Genomic DNA, 19,838 nt, shown 5'->3' on the forward strand with positions numbered 1-19,838 from the left:
TTTTGACACCTGCGCTGCACCCAAAGCCAGTCCAGGTCTCTAATCTGGTAGTCGATGACCGATACTGCAGTGCCTCCAGACCTCGCAGCGTGGCTTTCTTCACGGACCGATAACGAGCTCGTCAGCATCCTCACGCTGCGACCCGACCTCACCGTGCCACCACCGACGACCATCGGCGTACTCGCCGGACGGGCCGAACAGCGTGCCTCGATCCTGCGCTGCGCTGACGCACTCGACACGTTGGCGCTGACGATTCTGGAGATCCTTGCGCTCGAGGGCGCCCACGAAATGCCGGTCGACCGCGAGCGACTCGATGCTGCTGTCGGCAAGCGAGCCACGACCAAGGCCGTCGACAAAGCCCTCGGATTTCTGCGAGAACGAGCACTCATCTGGGGAACGGGCTCGATTCGGATGCCGCCGGCGGCGCGGGATGCGGTCCCGTGGCGAATCGGGCGACTACTCGACCCGACCGACGACCTCACCCCCGAGCGAATCACCGACGCGCTCGCTCGAATTGGGGAAGGTGAACGCACCCTGCTCATGACACTGGCTCGTTCATCACCGACTGGACGTACCAGGGATGCTGCACCGGGCACGTCCGAGGATCGTCCGGTGCAGAAGCTACTGCGCGCCGGGCTGCTGATCTGGCTCGACGAACAGACTGTAGAACTCCCTCAGCAGGTTGGCCAGGCCCTACGCGGCGAGCCGATTTTCGATCCGACGTCGCTGACGCCGCCGAAGCGCGCCAGCATCAAATACCCCCTCACCGACGTCAATGCTGCCGCAGCGGGTGAGGCCCTGGAACTGATTCGGCATTGTGCCCTCATCATCGAAGCACTGTCGATCACGCCCGCCCCCGCGCTCAAAGCCGGTGGCCTGGGCGTACGTGAAGTCAAGCGCATCACCAAGGCAACCGGGCTCGACGAACACCGCGTCAGCCTGCTTTTGGAAGTGCTGGCAGCTGCATCGCTCATCACCAGCGGAACCCCCGATCCGCTGCCACCCAACGATTCGGGCGAGGACTACTGGGGTCCGACCCCAGCCGTCGAACCGTGGACCACCGCGACTCCGGCATCCCGATGGCATACCCTCGCCGCGGCATGGCTGGATGTACAACGTGCGCCCTGGCTGATCGGGATGCGTGACCCCAACGACAAACCGGTTGCCGCGTTGTCCGAAGAAGTGCGCTCCCCTGCTGCTCCTCGCGACCGTCGAACGATTCTCGAGTTCCTTGCCGAACTGGGCCCGGGCAATGCCATCGCCGAAGGCGAGGTCTCGCGCGGCCTCGCCTGGCGTCGACCACGTGCAATGTCGCGATACGCGCTTCGGCCGGTATCGAAGATGATCGGCGAGGCGACGGCTATGGGCATCGTCGCCCGCGGAGCGCTGTCGACGCCGGGTAAGGCGCTCCTGCACGGCGGCGACGCCGAGGCCGCAATGCGTGCTGCGCTGCCCGAACCGATCGATTACGTCCTGATTCAGGCCGACCTCACGCTCGTCGCGCCCGGTCCCCTCGAGCCCGATCTCGAGCATAGGATCGAACTCGTCGCCGATGTCGAATCCGCGGGTGCTGCGACGGTCTATCGGATCACCGAGAACTCCCTTCGCCGGGCGCTCGACGTCGGAATGAGTGCGGCCGAGCTGCACGCATTGTTCGCCGCGCACTCCCGTACGCCGGTCCCCCAGGGATTGACCTACCTGATCGACGACGTCGCCCGCCGTCACGGCCGACTACGCGCGGGGGTCGCTGCGTCGTTCGTGCGATGTGAAGATCCGGCCCTGCTTGCCGAGGTACTGACCTCTGCTGCTGCCGAACAGCTCGCGCTACGCGCGCTCGCACCGACGGTCGCGATCTCCCAGGCGCCGCTCAACGAAGTCATGAGGGCGCTCGACGCGGCAGGTTTTGCACCTGCAGGTGAGGACGCCAACGGCATCATTCTCGATCTGCGCTCGCGCGGCGCCCGGATTCCGCTACACCGAGTTCGCTCTGCTTTCAGGGCGCCTGCCATCGCCACCGACGAGCAGCTCACCCGTCTCGTCTCGGAACTACGCGCCGGCGATCGTGCATCTCGTGCGGGTGGGCGCCCAGTCCTTGCCGATGGGACGCGCGCCACCGGATCGGCGACGATGGCGTTGCTCCACACCGCGCTGAAAGCTCGGCGAAGTGTCTCGATCGGGTATGTCGACGCGCAGGGGGTCGCATCGCAACGCATCGTCGATCCTGTCAATGTCGGCGGCGGCCAGCTCGACGCATATGTGTCGGCAACCGGTGAGGTCCGCCGGTTCACCTTGCACCGCATCACCTCGGTCGCACTGATCGACTAGGCGCCGAGCGCCGAGCATCACATGGCGCCGAGGGCGCTGTATCAGGACAATGGAGAAGTTGCGCACTTTCTTCCATGCAACGCGAAGTTCTCTAGGAGGAACTGTGACCGACGGCCCCCTGATCGTCCAGTCCGACAAAACCCTGTTGCTCGAGGTCGATCACGAGCTCGCAGGTGCCGCTCGCGCCGCCATTGCTCCGTTCGCCGAACTCGAACGTGCTCCCGAACATATTCACACGTATCGGATCACTCCGCTTGCTCTGTGGAACGCGCGAGCCGCGGGCCATGATGCCGAACAGGTCGTCGACGCGCTCGTCAACTTCTCGCGTTACGCCGTTCCGCAGCCTTTGCTCGTCGACATCGTCGACACGATGGCGCGTTACGGCCGGTTGCAGTTGGTGAAGAGTCCGGTCCACGGGCTTTCACTGATCAGCCTGGATCGCGCTGTGTTGACCGAGGTCATGCGGCACAAGAAGATCGCTCCGATGCTCGGTGCAATGGTCGACGAGGACACCGTTCTCGTCCATCCGAGCGAGCGTGGCCACCTCAAACAGCTGCTGCTGAAGATCGGCTGGCCCGCGGAGGACTTGGCCGGTTATGTCGACGGCGAGGCGCATCCCATAGAACTCGACACCGAGGGCGGTAAGTGGACGCTGCGCGATTATCAGGCGATGGCCGCTGATTCGTTCTGGGCCGGTGGCTCCGGCGTCGTAGTACTTCCGTGTGGTGCGGGTAAGACGATGGTGGGCGCAGCCGCGATGGCCAAAGCCAAGGCGACGACGCTCATTCTCGTCACCAATACCGTCGCCGGCCGTCAGTGGAAGCGTGAGCTGATCGCTCGTACTTCGCTCACCGAGGAAGAGATCGGTGAGTACTCCGGCGAGCGCAAGGAGATTCGCCCTGTGACGATCGCCACCTACCAGGTGATCACGCGTCGCACCAAGGGTGAGTACAAACACCTCGAACTGTTCGATTCCCGTGACTGGGGTTTGGTGATCTACGACGAGGTCCACCTGCTACCCGCGCCGGTGTTCCGGATGACGGCAGATCTGCAATCACGTCGCCGCCTCGGGTTGACCGCAACGCTGGTGCGCGAGGACGGCCGCGAGGGCGACGTCTTCTCGCTCATCGGGCCGAAGAGGTACGACGCTCCGTGGAAGGACATCGAGGCACAGGGGTGGATCGCACCCGCCGAGTGCATCGAGGTCCGGGTGACGCTGACCGACGCCGAGCGCATGGCGTATGCGGTTGCCGAGCCCGAGGAACGGTACAAACTCTGTTCGACGGCCCACACCAAGGTGGCGGTCGTGAAGTCGATCCTCGCCAAGCACGAAGGTGCGCCGACCCTGGTGATCGGCGCCTACCTGGATCAGTTGAACGAGCTCGGCGAGGCACTGAACGCGCCGGTGATTCAAGGTTCGACGAAGAACAAGGAACGCGAGGTGCTGTTCGATGCCTTCCGAAAGGGCGAGATCCCGACCCTCGTGGTGAGCAAGGTCGCGAACTTCTCCATCGATCTACCGGAAGCCTCTGTGGCAGTTCAGGTTTCCGGAACTTTCGGCTCACGTCAGGAGGAAGCACAGCGACTCGGACGTCTGCTGCGTCCGAAGCACGATGGCGGTCAGGCGCACTTCTACTCCGTCGTTTCACGGGATACGCTCGACGCCGAATATGCAGCACACCGGCAACGATTCCTGGCCGAGCAGGGTTATGCGTACCGAATCACCGACGCGGACGACTTGCTCGGTCCTGCCATCTGACATTCGTGCTACTAATGAGCATGTGCGCCGTTTCCAGTTCCCTGTCGATGTAGCCCATGCCGCGTCGGTGAACGAGACGATGGCAGATGTTCGCAGGCTCAGAGTGTCTGCGATCGTCACGTCCGTCGTGTTGATTGCCGTCGCGGCATGGTTCTTCTGGATGGCTCATCCGTGGTCGTACATCCTGGGTGCGGTGTTTCTCATCGCTGCAGCGACCTCGCTGTGGGTCACGGTATGGGCACCTCGCAAGGTGGGCGCAGTCGAGGACCTCTACGCGAAGGGGCAGCTGATTCCGGCTGTCATCGCCGAGACCCGTCCGCGGGGGGTCACCATTCTCGCTCTGCTGGACATCGCGAAGCCCGACGCCCAGGCACGGCACTATGTGCTCGTGACCAGGAGTATTCGCGCCCTACCCGGCCATGAACTGGTCGAAGGGGAACTGGTTCCGTCGATCGCGGTGCTTGCCGACCGGACCACGAACACCACCGGTGACACCTGGCAGATGGTCTCCCCCATGCCCATTGCCTGGGGAACCACCGACGCGTCCGTCATCGAGCGAGCCACAGCGGAGATCACCGAACCCGAATGGTCCCTGCTCCTTGCGAACATCGGCCTGTCCGAGAAGGTGCGTGCGGCCGACAATCAGCAGCTGTTGGTCGATCCACACGACCTGCCCGAGGACCTTCGGTAAGTTCGGGCTCAGGCGAGTGCCGGGATAACTTCGCGCTCGAACAGTTCGATCCCGGAGCGATCGGAGGCAGCTTCGGGGAAATAGAAGATACCGTACGACAGCCCATTCGACTTCAGCGCCGTCAGGTTCTCGATTATCTGTGCGGGGGGTTCCGACGGCGGGTGCGTTGCGGAAATTTTCGAGAGCGGCTGCAGCTTTTTCTGCGCCGACATACTGTCCGAGCCGATCTTCGAGTTGCGTCAACCGATCCGCCACCTCCTTCTCGGTGAAACCGATAGCGCCTCTAGGTTGCTGTCGAAGTTCGTGTCACCGATCCGGTGGTCCAGGCCTGCCGAAGAATCTGAACGCTCTCGTCGAGACGGCCCAAACGCTCGCGAGGTGGCGGGAATCCGTAACCGTATGCGCGCCAATCCTGCTCGTACCAACCGGCACCGATCCCCATCTCGACGCGACCGCCCGAGATGGGGATCGACGGTGGCGGCGACCTTGGCCAGGTAGGCAGGTTGCGATAGGCCATCGCAGTGCACATCTGGCCGTGCCGGATACGTGAGGTCGACGCAGCGATCGCGGACATGAGAGTCCATGGCTCGTGCGTGGCTTCCTCGGTGGGTTCGGAGACAGTGTGGAAGTGGTCGTACACCCACAATGATTCCCATGATCCGGCGTCGGCTGCCGTAGCCAGATCTCGCATGACTCCCCACTGTGCGGAGGGTTCGATGCCGACCAGATCCAGTCGTCAGCCTCGAGGGATGAACAGTCCGAATCTCATGCAATCGACACTACCGTCGACGGGTAGGGGGGTTCTTACCTCCTGGACGAGGCGCGCGTACCGAATGCGACACCAGCTACGCTGCATGAATGCCCGCGGAGCACCGAAGTCGAACTGTCGAGCGTCTACGCCCCTTCGCGTCGACGATCTTCGCGGAGATGACAGCACTCGCCGTGGCGAGCGACGCGGTCAATCTGGGTCAAGGATTTCCCGACACCGACGGGCCGGCGTCAATGCTCGCGGCCGCGCAGGACGCTATAGCCGGCGGCCTGAATCAATATGCGCCAGGGTCGGGTATGCCGGTCCTTCGCGAGGCTATCGCCGCCGATCGCTCTCGCCGCTACGGCATCGACTACGACCCGTCCTGCGAGGTTCTCGTCACCGTCGGTGCCACCGAAGGTATTGCCGCGTCGATCCTCGGGCTCGTCGAGCCCGGTGAAGAGGTCTTGCTGATCGAGCCCTTCTACGACTCGTATGCTGCCGCGATCGCGTTGGCCGGCGCCCGTCGGTCCTCGGTCCCTCTCGTCGCCGATGGAACCGGTTTCGCCGTGGACCTCGATGCGCTCGAACGTGCGATCGGGGTGAACACCAGACTTCTCGTGGTCAATTCCCCGCACAATCCGACGGGGATGGTGTCGACTCGTGACGAGCTCGTCCGTATCGCCGAGATCGCTTGCGAGCACGACTTGCTCGTCCTGACCGACGAGGTCTACGAACGCCTGGTCTTCGAGGATTCCGAGCATGTACCCATTGCATCGTTACCCGGCATGTTCGAGCGAACCGTCACCGTCTCCAGTGCCGCAAAGACCTTCAACGCAACCGGTTGGAAGACCGGCTGGGCACTGGGCCCAGCCGAACTCATCGATGCCGTGCGCTCGGCCAAGCAGTTTTTGACGTTCGTCGGAGGAACCCCGTTCCAGCCTGCAGTAGCGCACGCGCTCACCCATGAAGGCGCCTGGGTGGACCAACTCCGAGATTCACTGCACGCAAAACGGAACGTACTCTCCACCGCGCTGACCAAAGCTGGTCTGGAGGTGAAGTCCAGTAGCGGAACATATTTCGTCTGTGCCGACGTGGCACCGCTCGGTGAGACCGACGCCCTGAAATTCTGTCGCACACTGCCCGCCAGAATCGGCGTGGCGGCCGTCCCCGTCACTGCGTTCGTCGATCATGCCGAGCCGTGGAAGACTTTGGTGCGCTTCGCCTTCTGCAAAAAAGACGACGTGCTGGCCGAAGCGTCGGACAGACTGCTGAGACTCTGACAACCACCATGACCGCCAGAACCATCCCCGTCGCTTTCGTCGTCAATGCCACTGCTCTCGCGGCGAGCAGCGGCGTCGATCTGTCGTATCCACTGTCGATCGCGGGAATCGGGCCGGAAACGTTGAAGGATCCGCGAGCACGACTCACCGCCGAACAGGTCACACTGTTCACTCAGTCCGCATGGCAGATCACCGGTGACGAGCTGTTCGGATTAGCCTCGACGCCCATGCGACGCGGCAGTTTTCGCGTCATCTGCCAGACCCTCATACACAGTCCCGACCTCGCGTCGGCGTTGAACCGGATGACGGAAACCACGCGAGTACTCTCGGGACTTCCGCCCATGACGATCACTCGCGGTGAGAGCACAACGCGATTGACGATGCCGCCGGTGGACAACACTCATCTGCCGGAGCAGGCCAGGGAGCGGGCCGGCCAATTACTGACCGACTTTCGAATGTTGCTGGTACATCGCTTCGCCGCGTGGCTTATCGGTGGTCGGGTGAAGCTGCACTCGGTCGAACTGCCCTACGACATGCCAGACGCAGAAACCGCCAAGCTGTACGACCGAATGTTCGGCACCCGAGTGGCATTCGGCGCATCGGTAGCAGTCCTCGAGTTCGACAATGCCGCGATGCGAGCGCCGATCGTGCAAACCGAGGCGAGCCTGACCGACTATTTGCGCGAGTCACCGAACTTGTTGTTCACTGCACGCGACTACGACAGCACCGCATCATCCCAAGTGCGGCGAGCACTCGAACTGGGGCTTCAGGGCCGCAGTCCATGTACCGACGAGATTGCCGCCAAGCTGACGGTCAGCACCGCGCACCTTCGCCGACTGTTGCGGCAGGAGGGCACGTCGGTGAACCAAATTCGCGAGGAAGTACTACGCGACGCCGCCATCTCGGGGTTGAGTCGCGGAGATTCCGTCGACGATCTTTCTCATCAGCTCGGATTCTCGGAGCCGTCGGCCTTCCGACGGGCGTTCAAGCGGTGGACCGGACAGACGCCGGGCGCGTATCGGTGAAGCACCGCTAGGAGAGGCAGAACTCGTTGCCCTCCGGGTCGGTCATCGTGATCCACGTGCTCGGGCCGAGCTGACTGCGAAAGGCAATCGATGCCCCGGCCTCGACGAGGCTTCGCGCCACAGCCTCGCGGTCTTCTCCGACCCTCATGTCGAAATGCAGCCGGTTCTTCACCGTTTTCGACTCCGGTACCCACTGAAAGAGCACGCGCGGCGCCGAGGGTCGGTCGGGATCGACGATTGCGGCGCCGATCTTCCAGACGAGCCGACCGTGAAAGAGGAGTGTGTCGTCCTCGCTCGAGTGACCGGCGTCCACCATTTCCCTGATGAACTTCTCGTCCTGTTCCTCCACCTGCCACCCGAGGGTCGCAGCCCACCATGCGGCCTGCTCATGAGGGTTGCCGCTGTCTATCGTGACTTGAATTTCGTATCCCATGCGCACACGATAGGACACTGTTGCGACAATATTTTTGCGATCGATTATTGGAACATACGTTCGAGTGACGCTATGATTTCGGTCATGAGCGTGGATCTGCAGGGGTCGCTGTTCACCGACGGCGACGAGGACTTCGGTCCACTCGGGTCCTCGGTTACCCGGCGCACGCTCACAAATGGCGCATGGGTCGATGTCCGCCCCGGATGGGCGAGCACCACGGACTTGTTCGATCGACTCGTCACCGACGTCGACTGGCGTGCCGAGCGACGCCAGATGTACGACCGCGTGGTCGAGGTGCCGCGTTTGGCGCGCTTCTACTCCGAGTACGAAAGCTGGCCCGAGGCACGGTTGCTCGAGGCCAAGTCGGCACTCGATGCGCACTATCGGGCCGAGTTGGGCGAGCCCTTCGCCACCGCCGGACTGTGCTACTACCGGGATGGATCCGATAGCGTCGCCTGGCACGGAGACAACCTCGGCCGCAGCGCCACCGAGGACACGATGGTTGCCATCGTGTCACTCGGTGCCACCCGACAACTGATGCTGCGGCCGCGTGGCGGCGGCGCATCGTTGAAGTTCACGCTCGGCCACGGCGATCTGATCGTCATGGGCGGTTCGTGCCAACGAACATGGGAGCACGCCGTGCCCAAAAGCAATCGTGCCACCGGCCCTCGCGTCAGCGTGCAGTTCCGCCCGCGCGGCGTTCGGTGACTGCGGCTGCGAGTGCGTCGAGCTGTGCCGCAGTGGTGTCCCAGTCCAGGCATGCGTCGGTGATCGACTGACCGTAGGTCAATTCGTTCGCATGACCGAGGGTCAGATCCTGCCGGCCGGCTTCGATGAAGCTCTCCAACATGAGACCGACAATCCCCTGCTCCCCTGCTGCGAGCCGTGCCGACACGTCCGTCACGACATCGACCTGCCTGTTGTGGTCCTTTCGGCTGTTGCCGTGGCTCGCGTCGATCACCACGCGCTCGGGAAGATTCGACTTCCGGAGCCGCGCGATGGTGTCGGCGACAGTGCCCGCATCGTAGTTCGGACCGTCGGTGCCGCCGCGCAGAATCACATGGCAGTCGGGATTACCGACGGTTCTGATCAACGCGGAATGACCGTCGAGGTCCGTTCCGGGGAAGACGTGACTCGACGCCGCCGCCCGGGTTCCGTCGACGGCAACCTGAACATCACCCTCGGTCGAATTCTTGATTCCGACGGGCATCGACAAGGCGCTGCACAGCTGCCGGTGCACCTGACTGGCTGCGGTTCGTGCGCCGATGGCACCGTAGCTGACCAGGTCCGCAATGTACTGAGGGGTGATGGGGTCGAGGAATTCGCATCCGACCGGAAGACCGAGACTCGAGATGTCGACTAGCAACTGGCGGCCCACACGGAGGCCTTCGTTGATGTCGAAGCTGCCGTCGAGATGCGGGTCGTTGATCAGGCCTTTCCAGCCGAGAGTGGTCCGCGGCTTCTCGAAATACACGCGCATGACGATGTGCAGGCGATCATCGAGTTCGGTCGCCTTCGCGGCCAATCTCCGGGCGTAGTCCATCGCCGCGGTGGTGTCGTGCACCGAGCACGGTCCGACGACGACGATCAGCCTGTCATCACGTCCGTCGAGGATGTCGACGACGCCGTCGCGGCCGCGCCGTACTACGGCGGCCACTGCGTCGTCCGCCGCATGCTCACGCCGAACGGTCCGAGGAGACAGAAGCGGACTGATACTGATCGTCCGTCGCTCGTCCAGAGCAGAATCGTGCAGAGCTGGGTCGATGGTGTCGATGTCGGTTGTCATGGAGGAAGGTCCTGTTCCCAGACCGACTCGTTCACGGTGAATCCACGCGCACTTCGAGCCGGTCCGATTCCGGCTCGTGGGGTGGGGTGTCAGCGCATGGTGTCGCTGGCTGACCCACCCGGGGCCGGCCTGCTAAACCAAAAATACGTGCGCTTCATGGGGTCGAGAGTAGCAGCCCTTTCTCCAGAGGCGACCGAGCGCCTATGCTCGTGCTTGCAGTCGGTTCGCCCGCGGCCAAGAGGAGCCCCGAAGTCCGCAACGGCGACGCAAGAGGGAACCCGGTGAGAATCCGGGATTGTCCCGCAGCGGTATGCAGGAACGACCGCCGTCTATCAAGCACTGGAGAAGCCTCTCTGGGAAGCGACGGCCACTAGGAGCTTTTCTCGAGGGTTTGTCGAGATCGCGCGCCTGCGAGTCCGAATACCTGCCTTCTGTGCTGCGCACGCCGTGCGTAGCGGTTCACCGCCCCGTGGAGTGGGCGAGTAGACCTGAACTCTCGTCTTGGGCTCAGGCGTACTCGCGCGCACGGTGGTGTTCCACCCATCACGCCATGTATCTGGAGACACACGAAGTGACATTCGAATTCACTGCGACAGTTCTCGGTTCCCCCCGAATCGGCCCGAAGCGCGAACTGAAGAAGGCTGTCGAGTCCTACTGGGCCGGAAAGAGCGATGCCGCCGCACTCGGTGCCGTCGCCAAGCAGCTACGCGAGAACGACTGGCTTTCACTGAAGGCCGCAGGGCTCGACTCCGTGCCGATCAACACCTTCTCCTATTACGACCAGGTGCTCGACACCGCAGTCCTACTCGGCGCGCTGCCCGAACGGGTAAGCGCCATCGAGGACGATCTCGATCGGTATTTCGTCGCCGCGCGTGGCAACGACACCGTGCAGCCCTTGGAAATGACCAAGTGGTTCGACACCAACTATCACTACCTCGTACCCGAGATTGCAGCGAGCACAACGTTCGCACTCCACCCGGAAAAGATTCTCGGCGAGCTGAACGAGGCTCGCGCACTGGGTATTCCGGCCCGTCCGGTGATCGTCGGCCCGGTTACGTTCCTGCTGCTCTCGAAATCGGTCGGCGGTGATGCTCCGCTGCTGGACCGTCTCGACGAAATCCTCCCGCTGTACGCCGATCTGTTGACACAGCTGTCCGACGCGGGTGCCGAATGGGTCCAGATCGACGAACCGGCTCTCGTCGCGGATCGAACCGAAGCCGAACTCGCCGCCGCCGGACGCGCCTACGACTACCTCAGCGCCGTCGAGAGACGGCCGGCAATACTGGTGGCGTCGTACTTCGGGTACCTCGGTGACGCGTTGCCCGTACTCGCCTCGACCGGTATCGAGGGTTTGTCGGTCGATCTCACCACCCCGGGAACCGTCGAGCAGGTCGCAGCGGTGCCCGCTCTGGCGAGCAAGCTTCTCGTGGCAGGCATCGTCGACGGCCGCAATGTCTGGCGGACCGATCTGGACCAGGCCCTGGCCACGCTGGCGAGCCTGTTGGGCAGTGCTGGCGCGCTCGCCGTATCGAGTTCCTGCTCGCTACTTCATGTCCCGTACACGCTCGACTCCGAGACGCAGATCGTGGATCCACTGCGCTCGTGGCTGGCGTTCGGCGCAGAAAAAGTCGAGGAGGTGACCGTGCTCGCACGTGCACTTCGCGAGGGAACCGATTGCGTTGCAACCGCACTCACCTCTGCACGGGTCGCTGCGGAATCCCGTCGCACCGACCCCCGAGTGCACGACAGTGCAGTTCGCGCCCGACTCGAGGGTGGTGTGGCAGTCGATCGCAGTCCCGCTGCCGAGCGTCGGGTGGCCCAAGCGGCTCGGCTCGATCTCCCGTCGCTCCCGACGACGACGATCGGTTCGTACCCGCAGACAACCCAGATCCGTCTCGCCAGGGCCGAATTGCGCAAGGGCGAGATCGACGACGCCGAGTACGTGCGTCGCATGCAAGCAGAGATCGCCGATGTCATTGCACTGCAGGAGAAGTTGGGCCTCGATGTTCTCGTGCACGGCGAGCCGGAGCGCAACGACATGGTGCAGTACTTCGCGGAGCAACTGCATGGCTTCGCGGCCACGGCCAATGGCTGGGTTCAGTCCTACGGTTCTCGTTGCGTGCGTCCGCCCATCCTGTTCGGTGATGTGAGCCGGGCCGGCGCAATGACCGTCGACTGGATCGCCTTTGCTCAATCACTGACGGACAAGCCGGTCAAGGGCATGCTGACCGGACCTGTGACGATCCTCGCGTGGTCGTTCGTTCGCGACGATCAACCGCTGGCCGACACCGCAGATCAGGTCGCACTGGCCATCCGCGACGAGACCGTCGACCTGCAAACGGCAGGAATCGCGATCGTCCAGGTAGACGAACCTGCCCTACGCGAACTGCTCCCCTTGCGCACAGAGGACAAGAAGGCCTACCTGGAATGGGCTGTGCGTGCATTCAAGCTGTCGACGTCAGGGGTAGCGGATTCCACGCAGATCCATACGCACCTGTGCTACTCGGAGTTCGGCGAGGTGATCGATGCGATCGTCGCACTCGACGCCGATGTGACGTCGATCGAGGCCGCCCGCTCCCACATGGAAGTCCTCGACGATCTCAATGACGTCGGATTCGATCTCGGTGTAGGTCCAGGGGTGTACGACATCCATTCACCGCGGGTTCCGAGCGTGGAGGAGATTACCGCCTCCTTGCAGGCGGCATTGAAGGCCGTTCCGGCCGCCCGCCTGTGGGTCAATCCGGATTGTGGGCTGAAGACCAGAGGTAACGCCGAGGTCGAAGCCTCACTGCGCAACCTCGTAGAGGCCGCTGCTCTGGCTCGTTAGCTTTCCAACCCTGTCCGACTTGCCCTTTCGGCTCCTGCTCGTCGCCATTTCGATCCGGTCAGGCTTCACACAAGAAGCCTGACCGGTGAAGCGGGGCGCGGTCCTTTCGCTGACCAGCACGATACGGTCGAGCGAATTCCTGGCTGGGTTTCGAGAGATCGACGTCGGTGCCCGCCAGGCCGCCTACTTCGAAGAGCAACCGACACTGGCTGGGTCGGTGCATATTTGGGGGTCCAACGGTTGCTCGGATCGTCTCCGGCAACCACGCCCGCCGTCGAAGTCCGGATCGAATTCTCTGCGATCGACCACGACCCGTGGCACCGATCAGCCGACGCGCCGACGCGGCTTTGTGATATCACGCACTCCACAGTATAAGTATGAGTCAGGTCACACAGAGTGGCCGTTTCGTCCGGGTCGTTCCGGTCGAGTCGAGATCGAATGGAGCATTCATGTCACGTACGGCTTGGAAGAGCACGGTTGCGGGCCTCGCAGTCGGTGCCTTGACGGTTACCGGTGCGTTGTCCGGCGCCGGCGCTGCCGCGGCAGACGCCGCACATCCCACGTCGAATACCGTCGTAGGCGGCAACGTGAAGATCAGCAAAGAGGTTGTCGGCGACGGCACGGTTGCGGCGGGAGGCAAAGTCACGCTTCGTACCTCGATCTCCTCCACCGGACACCCCGAGCGGTACATCAATAGAATCACCGACCGCGCTCCGGCAGGTTTCAAATACGTGCAGGACAGTGCGCGAGTGAACGCCTGGCACTTGATCGGTGGCCAAAGCTGGGAAAAGGTCACACCCTCGGTCGACGTGAACGCCAACACAGTCAGCGTTCCCGACGCGGGTTGGCTCATCTCACCGACCGGCAGTAAGACGGTGACCTTCGAGGCCACCTATCTGGCACCGAACGATGCCCAAAAGGGTGCTTTCCTCGAAACTTCGGTCGATGTCGACGTGTCGACCTTCGCATCCACGCAGAAGCTGACCGGTGTATTCGTCGAGATCCGCGATCAGAATCCCGGAGAAGCGATTACTTCCGGTTCGGCGGATCTCGGATTCGGTTCCTCGGACGGCGAGGGCGGTACCGGATCGGCAGGCTCGAGCATCATCGAGAATCCGAGCGACTTCATCGGCGATATCATCAGCAGAATCTTGCAGAACGGAACCGGTAGCTAACTACGGGCAGTAGCGAGGACAATTGCCACCGCCGCCGAAATATTTGGCCGCGGTGGCATTGTCGTCGTTCGTGCGCGCGACTCCCATGTAGGTTGCGAACAACTTAAACGTGCGCTACCTTTGTGCACGTGACCAACGAACTCGCACTCGATCGCCAGGTGTGCTTTGCGTTGTACTCGGCATCGCGAGCCACCACCGCCGCCTACCGCCCGATCCTCGACAAACTCGGGATCACCTACCCGCAGTACCTGGTACTCCTGGTGCTGTGGGAAAAGGACGGACGCGGCGTCCGTGACATTTGCACCGCCCTCGATCTCGACACCGGGACATTGTCCCCGCTACTCAAACGGCTCGAAGGCCTCGGTTTCATCGAACGTCGACGCCTCACGTCGGACGAGCGGAGAGTCGAGATCCACCTGACGGCAGCGGGCAGCGCGCTACGCAGCGAGGCGGCCGGCATACCGATGCAACTCGCCGCACAGACGGGCATGAGCGTCGACGAACTCACCAACCTCAAGAACGTTCTGGCCGCACTGGCCGAAGCACTTCACCAAGAAAAGGGATAACTGTGGCTACCATTTACACCGCCGAAGCACTGGCAACCGGAGAAGGCCGCAACGGCCGCGCTCGCAGCTCGGACGGTCGCCTCGACCTCGAACTTGCCATCCCCGAGGCCATGGGCGGCAACGGCCAGGGCACCAATCCTGAGCAACTGTTCGCTGCAGGTTACGCAGCCTGCTTCCACTCCGCCCTGCAGATGGTCGCCCGTGCGAGCAAGGCAGATGTGACGGACTCGGCTGTCGGTGCCCAGGTCGGCATCGGCCCCAACGACGCAGGCGGATTCCAGCTCGAGGTGACGCTCGAGGTGACGCTACCGAATCTTCCCCACGACGAGGCCCAGGCGCTAGCCGACAAAGCCCACCTGGTCTGCCCGTATTCCAACGCGACCCGCGGTAACATCGATGTGACCGTCACGGTCACCGAAGACTAGGAGTATCCCTTGCGCGCCAAGGAAATTCATCTCGCTTCACGTCCACACGGTGAGCCGACGCCGGAGAACTTCCGCACCGTCGAGCTCGACCTTCCCGAACTTCAGGATGGTCAGATACTCGTCCGCAACATCGTCATGTCCGTCGACCCTTACATGCGCGGCCGGATGAACGACGTCAAGTCGTACGTTCCGCCGTTCCAGATCGATGCACCGCTCGACGGCGGCGCCGTGGGCGAGGTTGTCGAAACCCGCAGTGACGCTTTCGCAGTCGGCGACGCCGTGCTGCACGGGAAGGGATGGCGGGACACCGCTATCCTCGACGGCAGATCGGCCATGAAAGTCGACCTCGACAAGGGGTCCGCTTCGGCGTACCTCGGGGCTCTCGGCCTGACCGGGCTCACCGCCTATGCCGGGCTCACCGCGGTGGCACAGTTCAAGCCCGGCGACGTGGTGTTCGTCTCGGGTGCGGCGGGCGCCGTCGGGTCACTGGTCGGCCAGATCGCCAAGGCACTCGGCGCGTCTCGCGTAATCGGTAGCGCAGGGTCCAAGGCCAAGGTTGCTCGGTTACTCGAGCTGGGCTTCGATGCCGCGTTCGATTACCACGACGGTTCGGTGACCAAGCAGCTCGCCGAGGCCGCTCCGGACGGAATCGATGTGTACTTCGACAACGTCGGCGGCGACCACCTCGAAGCTGCCATCGCGTCGATGAACAAGAACGGACGAATTGCGCTGTGCGGAGCAATCTCTCAGTACAACTCGACCGAGGCCACTCCTGCGCCGCGAAACTTGGCTCTGGCCATCGGCAAGGAACTGATGTTGAAGGGCTTCATCGCCGGCTCCTACCAGCATCTCGCTGGTGAGTTCAGCGGGAAAATGGCGACATGGCTTGCCGACAACGTCATCGAGTGGGACGAAACCGTTGTCGAGGGTATCGACAACGCGCCGCAGGCATTCATCGGACTGCTCCGCGGAGAGAACACCGGAAAGATGATCGTCTCCATCTAGAACGCCAGAGGGCAACTCTGTCGTCGCGTCTTCGTTACTGCGCTCGCGTTGCACCGACAGATCCGACGCTAGAGTTGCTCCATGGCCCGCGCACCGCTTCCCCTGCGTGACGGCCTCGGTCCCACCCGGATTCGAATGCCGGATACCGAGACCTTTCCCACCGTCGTGGACTACCTCGTCGATCGTTTCCCCCACGATGAGAGACGTCTGCGAGAAAAAGTCGCTGCGCGGGAAGTGGTGAATGCGGCAGGAGTGCCCCTCGACCCGAACTCACCGCTCGTTCCGCGCAGCGATATCTATCTCTATCGCGATCCACCGCTCGAACCCGTCGTGCCGTTCCCGATCGACATCCTCCACCACGACCGAGACCTGCTGGTCATCGACAAGCCGCATTTTCTGGCGACGATGCCCCGTGGGGCGTACATCGCCAGGTCCGCGCTCGTTCTACTGCGCCGAGAGCTGGGTCTACCCGACCTGAGCCCCGCCCATCGCCTCGACCGCCTGACCGCGGGAGTGCTGATCTTCACCGTCCGCCCCGAAGTTCGCCGTGCCTATCAGGAATTGTTCGCGCAGCGGGTCGTGACGAAGGTCTATCACGCCGTGGCACGATTCGATCCGGCGCTCGAGCTTCCACTCACGCTGCGTAGTCGAATGATCAAGGTACGCGGCGTACTTCGCGCCGAAGAAGTCCCTGGCGAACCGAATGCCGAAACGCATGTCGAGCTCACCGACCACAACCTCCGTCACGGTCTCTACACTCTGCGACCCACCACCGGACGCACACATCAACTGCGCCTTCACATGAACTCGTTGGGGGTGCCGATTCTGGGTGACAACTTCTACCCCGATTTCTACGACGTCGCCGGTGACGACTATTCGCATCCGCTGCAGCTGCTGGCTCGATCGATCGAGTTCCGAGATCCGTTCACCGAGACGATTCGAACTTTCGCCAGTACTCGCACACTCGAACTCCCTAGCGGGGCATAGAGAGAAAATCGCCGTGTGCGGCATTCTCCTCGGCAATCTCCGCCGTCCGAACGTTGATTCGATGTGAAAACACTGCCAGCGCCAGCAATCCGATCGCGACGCTGGCCAGCGCACTGAATCCCTCCTGAGCAAAGTCGACCAACGCGTTCAACAGCGTGAAGATCAAGGCCGCGATGCGAAGCAGGTGCAGTGGCCACAATTTTCCTCGACGAAGCCGAATCGCCGACGGCAATGCGAGCGAAAAGGTCAGCACGGAGGACACGAACAGGATTCCGCTCGCTACCCCCATACCCTCGATCTCGATATTCATGTCGCGAGTATCGAGATGGAGATTCCCGAGAACCAACTCGACGATCCCGAAGACCACACCCAGGAATGACACGAGGGTCATGCCCCACGCAAAAACGGGCACCCATCGAGGGCTCTTGAAGAACTTCGGGATCAAGCGAGGCGCGAACTGCTGGGCGTCGTACAGGCGTGCCGATCCGGTCCTGCAGTTCTCGAGAAGAAGTCGGAGCCCGGCGATGGTCGCGGCATCCTCGCCCTCCGCCTCTGCCCGGTCGACCATCCGCAGAGCCCACGCACGCCGGTGGTCCGGCAATCCGTGTGCGATGCCATGCGCGGCTATCAGTGCCGCATTGGTCAACGTCTCCTGATGCGACGGACGTCGAATGTCGCGCACGATTCGATTGCCCACGAGGACGACGACGACGAGCACGTACATGATCTCCGAGGACGGGCCATAGAAGTAGTCGTTGTCTTTGGTGACGAATTTGCCGACCTCGTCGAGGAACAGGCCGAATCCGATTCCGCCGAGCAGGACGGCAATTGCGCGGACCGCGAACCCGATGAACATCCACCCGATCAACAGGGCGAACATCATCAGCGCGCCGCCGTAGAGCGCATGTGCGATGTGAAGGGTCTTACCACCGACCTGTGGGTAGTCGGTCACCTCCAGATACAGGCGGGTGAGCAGAATCGTCACGATGGCGATGATCATGAAAGCCTCGGCCGCGGTCGAACCGTATGCATCTCGCACGACACGCGAGCGGCGTCGAGGTACTTGCTGCGACGTAACGTCGGTGGTCACATCCACAGTATGTAGGTCGAGTGCACACCCGATCACTACTTCGGCGATCGACTCACCCTGTGCGTCACCGTTTGACAAATCCGTTTGCTGAAACTGCAATAGGTTCATGGCCAGCTCTGAAGCGGACATCGACGACATCATCGCAGCTGTGGGTCCACGGCTGAAGCGACTACGCGGCGAACGTGGCACCACGCTCGCCGCACTCGCCGAGACGACGGGAATCTCACTCAGCACGCTCTCCCGACTCGAATCCGGCGACCGTAAACCGAGCCTGGAGCTACTCCTCCCGATCGCCCGGGCACACCAGATCCCCTTGGACGAACTCGTCAGCGCACCGCCCGTGGAGGATCCGCGGGTGCGCTCGGCGCCGATCCGACGCGAGCATCTGACGATCCACCCCCTCACCCGACGCCCGGGTGGGATGCAGGCATACAAGCTCGTCGTCGATCCCGCGCGCACCGAACCCGATCCTCGTGTTCACGAGGGTTACGAATGGCTTTACGTTCTCAACGGCAGATTGAGATTGATACTCGGCGAACACGACATCGTCATGAAGCCGGGCGAGGCCGCGGAATTCGATACGCGTGTGCCCCATTGGTTCGGTGCGGTCGACGATCGGCCAGTGGAAATACTCAGTCTCTTCGGTCCCCAGGGCGAACGTATCCACATTCGAGCCAGGCCGTCGTAGCGACTTGGAACTCGTCCATGTACCTGTCGAGCGGGTGTGGGAGAGTGGGCGCGTCTGCGCAATGGGCAGCAGAACCGAACCAAACCAATAAGGAACTGTTCATGATCGATAGAAGTCCCGACACAATGACGTCTCGGGGACCAGCTTCACGCACCGATGTCGACATCGCGACGGGTGTTCTCGTCGGCGTTCGCGGTGGGAGTGTCGCGCGGGCAGTAGAGGATCTGTTCGCCACCGCCCGCGACAATCGCGTCAGCCTGTTCGAACTGTCCCGCACGGTGATCACCATCGCCGAGGGCAGGGACGGCGGTGAACCGGAAACGCGTCGGGTCGCCCTGGCCCGATGGGGAACTGCTCTCGCCACCCAGGAAGAACTGATCGGAAGCTAGCAACCTGCTGCGAAGGCGTGAAGAAGCGGTCAGCCGAACACGATGGCCAGAACCACCGAAGCCGACGTCGCAGCAATTGCCAAGATGATCAACGACGCCACTACCCGCTGCCGAATCGGACGACTTCGGTCGCTGTAGGTGCCGCTCGGACCGGGAAGGTCGTCGTCGAGAAAGTCGTCGGAATCGACGCCCACCTCGTCGAAATAGACCGTGTCGCGAGGTGGAACCCACTGTTGGCCGTTCGCGCGGATGGCCGAGGTCAAACGTTCGAGTCGAGCCTGCGCTGGGGCCGGGTAGAACTCGGACGGTGCGTTTATCGGTAGACCTCGTGCCAAGGAGATCGGCGACCGATAGCGCGCTTCCAGCGCTGCGAACGCAGCTGATGCGGTGGGATCGCCGTCTGCTTTCGATGTCAGGAACCAGGCGGCACCCGCTGCTGCACGTTCGCCCATCAGCAGATGGGTGTAGGCCAGTAGTTCCAGAATCGGCTGGGACGCAGGACTCGTACGAAGAGCCGCATACAGTCGATCTCGAGCGTGAGCATTGTCCCCACGCGCAAGATCACGCTGGGCTTCCTCGATCACATCCACAGCCCAAGCCTAGCGAGTTCGAGCCGGTGGGCACATTAAAGACGTG

At 62.7% G+C, this 19,838-nt stretch carries 20 protein-coding genes and 1 riboswitch; of the genes, 14 read left to right on the forward strand and 6 right to left on the reverse strand.

Translation table 11 applies throughout. The annotated features are described in order from the left end of the window. Window positions 1-54: 54 nt before the first annotated feature. The 3 genes from E5720_RS06065 to E5720_RS06075 all read left to right on the forward strand — a co-directional run bounded on the left by E5720_RS06065 (window position 55) and on the right by E5720_RS06075 (window position 4,775). Window positions 55-2,325: a helicase-associated domain-containing protein gene (locus tag E5720_RS06065; RefSeq protein ID WP_136169903.1), complete on the forward strand. Its 2,271-nt coding sequence runs from the start codon at window positions 55-57 to the stop codon at window positions 2,323-2,325. A 103-nt stretch (window positions 2,326-2,428) separates the two neighbouring features. Beyond that, complete coding sequence (locus E5720_RS06070) at window positions 2,429-4,084, forward strand: DNA repair helicase XPB (protein WP_088942325.1); 1,656 nt, start codon at window positions 2,429-2,431, stop codon at window positions 4,082-4,084. A gap of 22 nt (window positions 4,085-4,106) precedes the next feature. After that, complete coding sequence (locus E5720_RS06075) at window positions 4,107-4,775, forward strand: DUF3239 domain-containing protein (protein ID WP_210729965.1); 669 nt, start codon at window positions 4,107-4,109, stop codon at window positions 4,773-4,775. Between the two features lie 8 nt (window positions 4,776-4,783). On the opposite strand, the gene E5720_RS21940 is transcribed toward E5720_RS06075, so the two are convergent. Continuing rightward, window positions 4,784-4,987, reverse strand: coding sequence for a hypothetical protein (locus E5720_RS21940; protein WP_247596184.1), 204 nt, complete (start codon window positions 4,985-4,987; stop codon window positions 4,784-4,786). Window positions 4,988-5,058: 71 nt separating this feature from the next. After that, entirely contained in the window at window positions 5,059-5,466 is a 408-nt protein-coding gene (locus E5720_RS21945; protein ID WP_247596185.1) for an LLM class flavin-dependent oxidoreductase, read from the reverse strand. Window positions 5,467-5,633: 167 nt separating this feature from the next. Here E5720_RS21945 and E5720_RS06085 point away from each other — a divergent pair, with 167 nt between their 5' ends. Both E5720_RS06085 and E5720_RS06090 read left to right on the forward strand, forming a co-directional pair. After that, a complete protein-coding gene (locus E5720_RS06085; RefSeq protein WP_136169904.1) occupies window positions 5,634-6,806 on the forward strand; it encodes a pyridoxal phosphate-dependent aminotransferase in 1,173 nt (390 codons plus the stop codon). An 8-nt stretch (window positions 6,807-6,814) separates the two neighbouring features. Then, window positions 6,815-7,831 carry an AraC family transcriptional regulator gene (locus tag E5720_RS06090; protein WP_136169905.1) on the forward strand — a complete coding sequence of 339 codons (1,017 nt, stop codon included), beginning with the start codon at window positions 6,815-6,817 and terminating at the stop codon, window positions 7,829-7,831. Between the two features lie 7 nt (window positions 7,832-7,838). On the opposite strand, the gene E5720_RS06095 is transcribed toward E5720_RS06090, so the two are convergent. Beyond that, window positions 7,839-8,264 carry a VOC family protein gene (locus E5720_RS06095; protein WP_136169906.1) on the reverse strand — a complete coding sequence of 142 codons (426 nt, stop codon included), beginning with the start codon at window positions 8,262-8,264 and terminating at the stop codon, window positions 7,839-7,841. Window positions 8,265-8,348: 84 nt separating this feature from the next. On the opposite strand from E5720_RS06095, the gene E5720_RS06100 reads away from it, so the two are divergent. Then, a complete protein-coding gene (locus E5720_RS06100) occupies window positions 8,349-8,972 on the forward strand; it encodes an alpha-ketoglutarate-dependent dioxygenase AlkB (protein ID WP_136169907.1) in 624 nt (207 codons plus the stop codon). Here E5720_RS06100 and E5720_RS06105 read toward each other — a convergent pair. Continuing rightward, window positions 8,938-10,050, reverse strand: a complete 1,113-nt coding sequence (locus tag E5720_RS06105) for a 3-deoxy-7-phosphoheptulonate synthase (protein WP_136169908.1) — start codon at window positions 10,048-10,050, stop codon at window positions 8,938-8,940. The genes E5720_RS06100 and E5720_RS06105 overlap by 35 nt on opposite strands. A gap of 233 nt (window positions 10,051-10,283) precedes the next feature. Continuing rightward, a riboswitch (cobalamin riboswitch) is annotated at window positions 10,284-10,497 on the forward strand. Between the two features lie 124 nt (window positions 10,498-10,621). Between E5720_RS06105 and metE the strand changes: the two genes are divergently transcribed. The 6 genes from metE (at window position 10,622) to E5720_RS06135 (ending at window position 17,035) form a co-directional block, all read left to right on the forward strand. Beyond that, a complete protein-coding gene (metE, locus tag E5720_RS06110) occupies window positions 10,622-12,877 on the forward strand; it encodes a 5-methyltetrahydropteroyltriglutamate--homocysteine S-methyltransferase (RefSeq protein WP_136172479.1) in 2,256 nt (751 codons plus the stop codon). Window positions 12,878-13,326: 449 nt separating this feature from the next. Then, window positions 13,327-14,052, forward strand: coding sequence for a hypothetical protein (locus tag E5720_RS06115; RefSeq protein WP_136169909.1), 726 nt, complete (start codon window positions 13,327-13,329; stop codon window positions 14,050-14,052). Between the two features lie 128 nt (window positions 14,053-14,180). Then, entirely contained in the window at window positions 14,181-14,618 is a 438-nt protein-coding gene (locus E5720_RS06120; protein ID WP_136169910.1) for a MarR family transcriptional regulator, read from the forward strand. Window positions 14,619-14,620: 2 nt separating this feature from the next. Continuing rightward, window positions 14,621-15,043 carry an organic hydroperoxide resistance protein gene (locus E5720_RS06125; protein ID WP_136169911.1) on the forward strand — a complete coding sequence of 141 codons (423 nt, stop codon included), beginning with the start codon at window positions 14,621-14,623 and terminating at the stop codon, window positions 15,041-15,043. Between the two features lie 9 nt (window positions 15,044-15,052). After that, window positions 15,053-16,048 (forward strand): NADP-dependent oxidoreductase, encoded by a 996-nt coding sequence (locus E5720_RS06130; protein WP_136169912.1) that lies wholly within the window; start codon window positions 15,053-15,055, stop codon window positions 16,046-16,048. Between the two features lie 81 nt (window positions 16,049-16,129). Next, window positions 16,130-17,035, forward strand: coding sequence for a pseudouridine synthase (locus E5720_RS06135; protein WP_136169913.1), 906 nt, complete (start codon window positions 16,130-16,132; stop codon window positions 17,033-17,035). Here the strand turns inward: E5720_RS06135 and E5720_RS06140 are convergent. After that, window positions 17,022-18,035, reverse strand: a complete 1,014-nt coding sequence (locus E5720_RS06140; RefSeq protein ID WP_247596295.1) for a hypothetical protein — start codon at window positions 18,033-18,035, stop codon at window positions 17,022-17,024. The genes E5720_RS06135 and E5720_RS06140 overlap by 14 nt on opposite strands. 196 nt (window positions 18,036-18,231) lie before the next feature. Here E5720_RS06140 and E5720_RS06145 point away from each other — a divergent pair, with 196 nt between their 5' ends. Both E5720_RS06145 and E5720_RS06150 read left to right on the forward strand, forming a co-directional pair. Next, window positions 18,232-18,813, forward strand: coding sequence for an XRE family transcriptional regulator (locus E5720_RS06145; protein WP_136169915.1), 582 nt, complete (start codon window positions 18,232-18,234; stop codon window positions 18,811-18,813). Window positions 18,814-18,914: 101 nt separating this feature from the next. After that, a complete protein-coding gene (locus E5720_RS06150) occupies window positions 18,915-19,202 on the forward strand; it encodes an ANTAR domain-containing protein (RefSeq protein ID WP_247596186.1) in 288 nt (95 codons plus the stop codon). 29 nt (window positions 19,203-19,231) lie between these two features. Here the strand turns inward: E5720_RS06150 and E5720_RS06155 are convergent, their stop codons facing one another. Further along, on the reverse strand, window positions 19,232-19,792 hold the full coding sequence (locus E5720_RS06155) for a DUF6584 family protein (RefSeq protein ID WP_136169916.1): 561 nt from the start codon (window positions 19,790-19,792) through the stop codon (window positions 19,232-19,234). Window positions 19,793-19,838: the final 46 nt, after the last annotated feature.

This window comes from Rhodococcus sp. PAMC28707 (assembly GCF_004795915.1).
Taxonomy (GTDB): Bacteria; Actinomycetota; Actinomycetes; order Mycobacteriales; family Mycobacteriaceae; genus Rhodococcoides.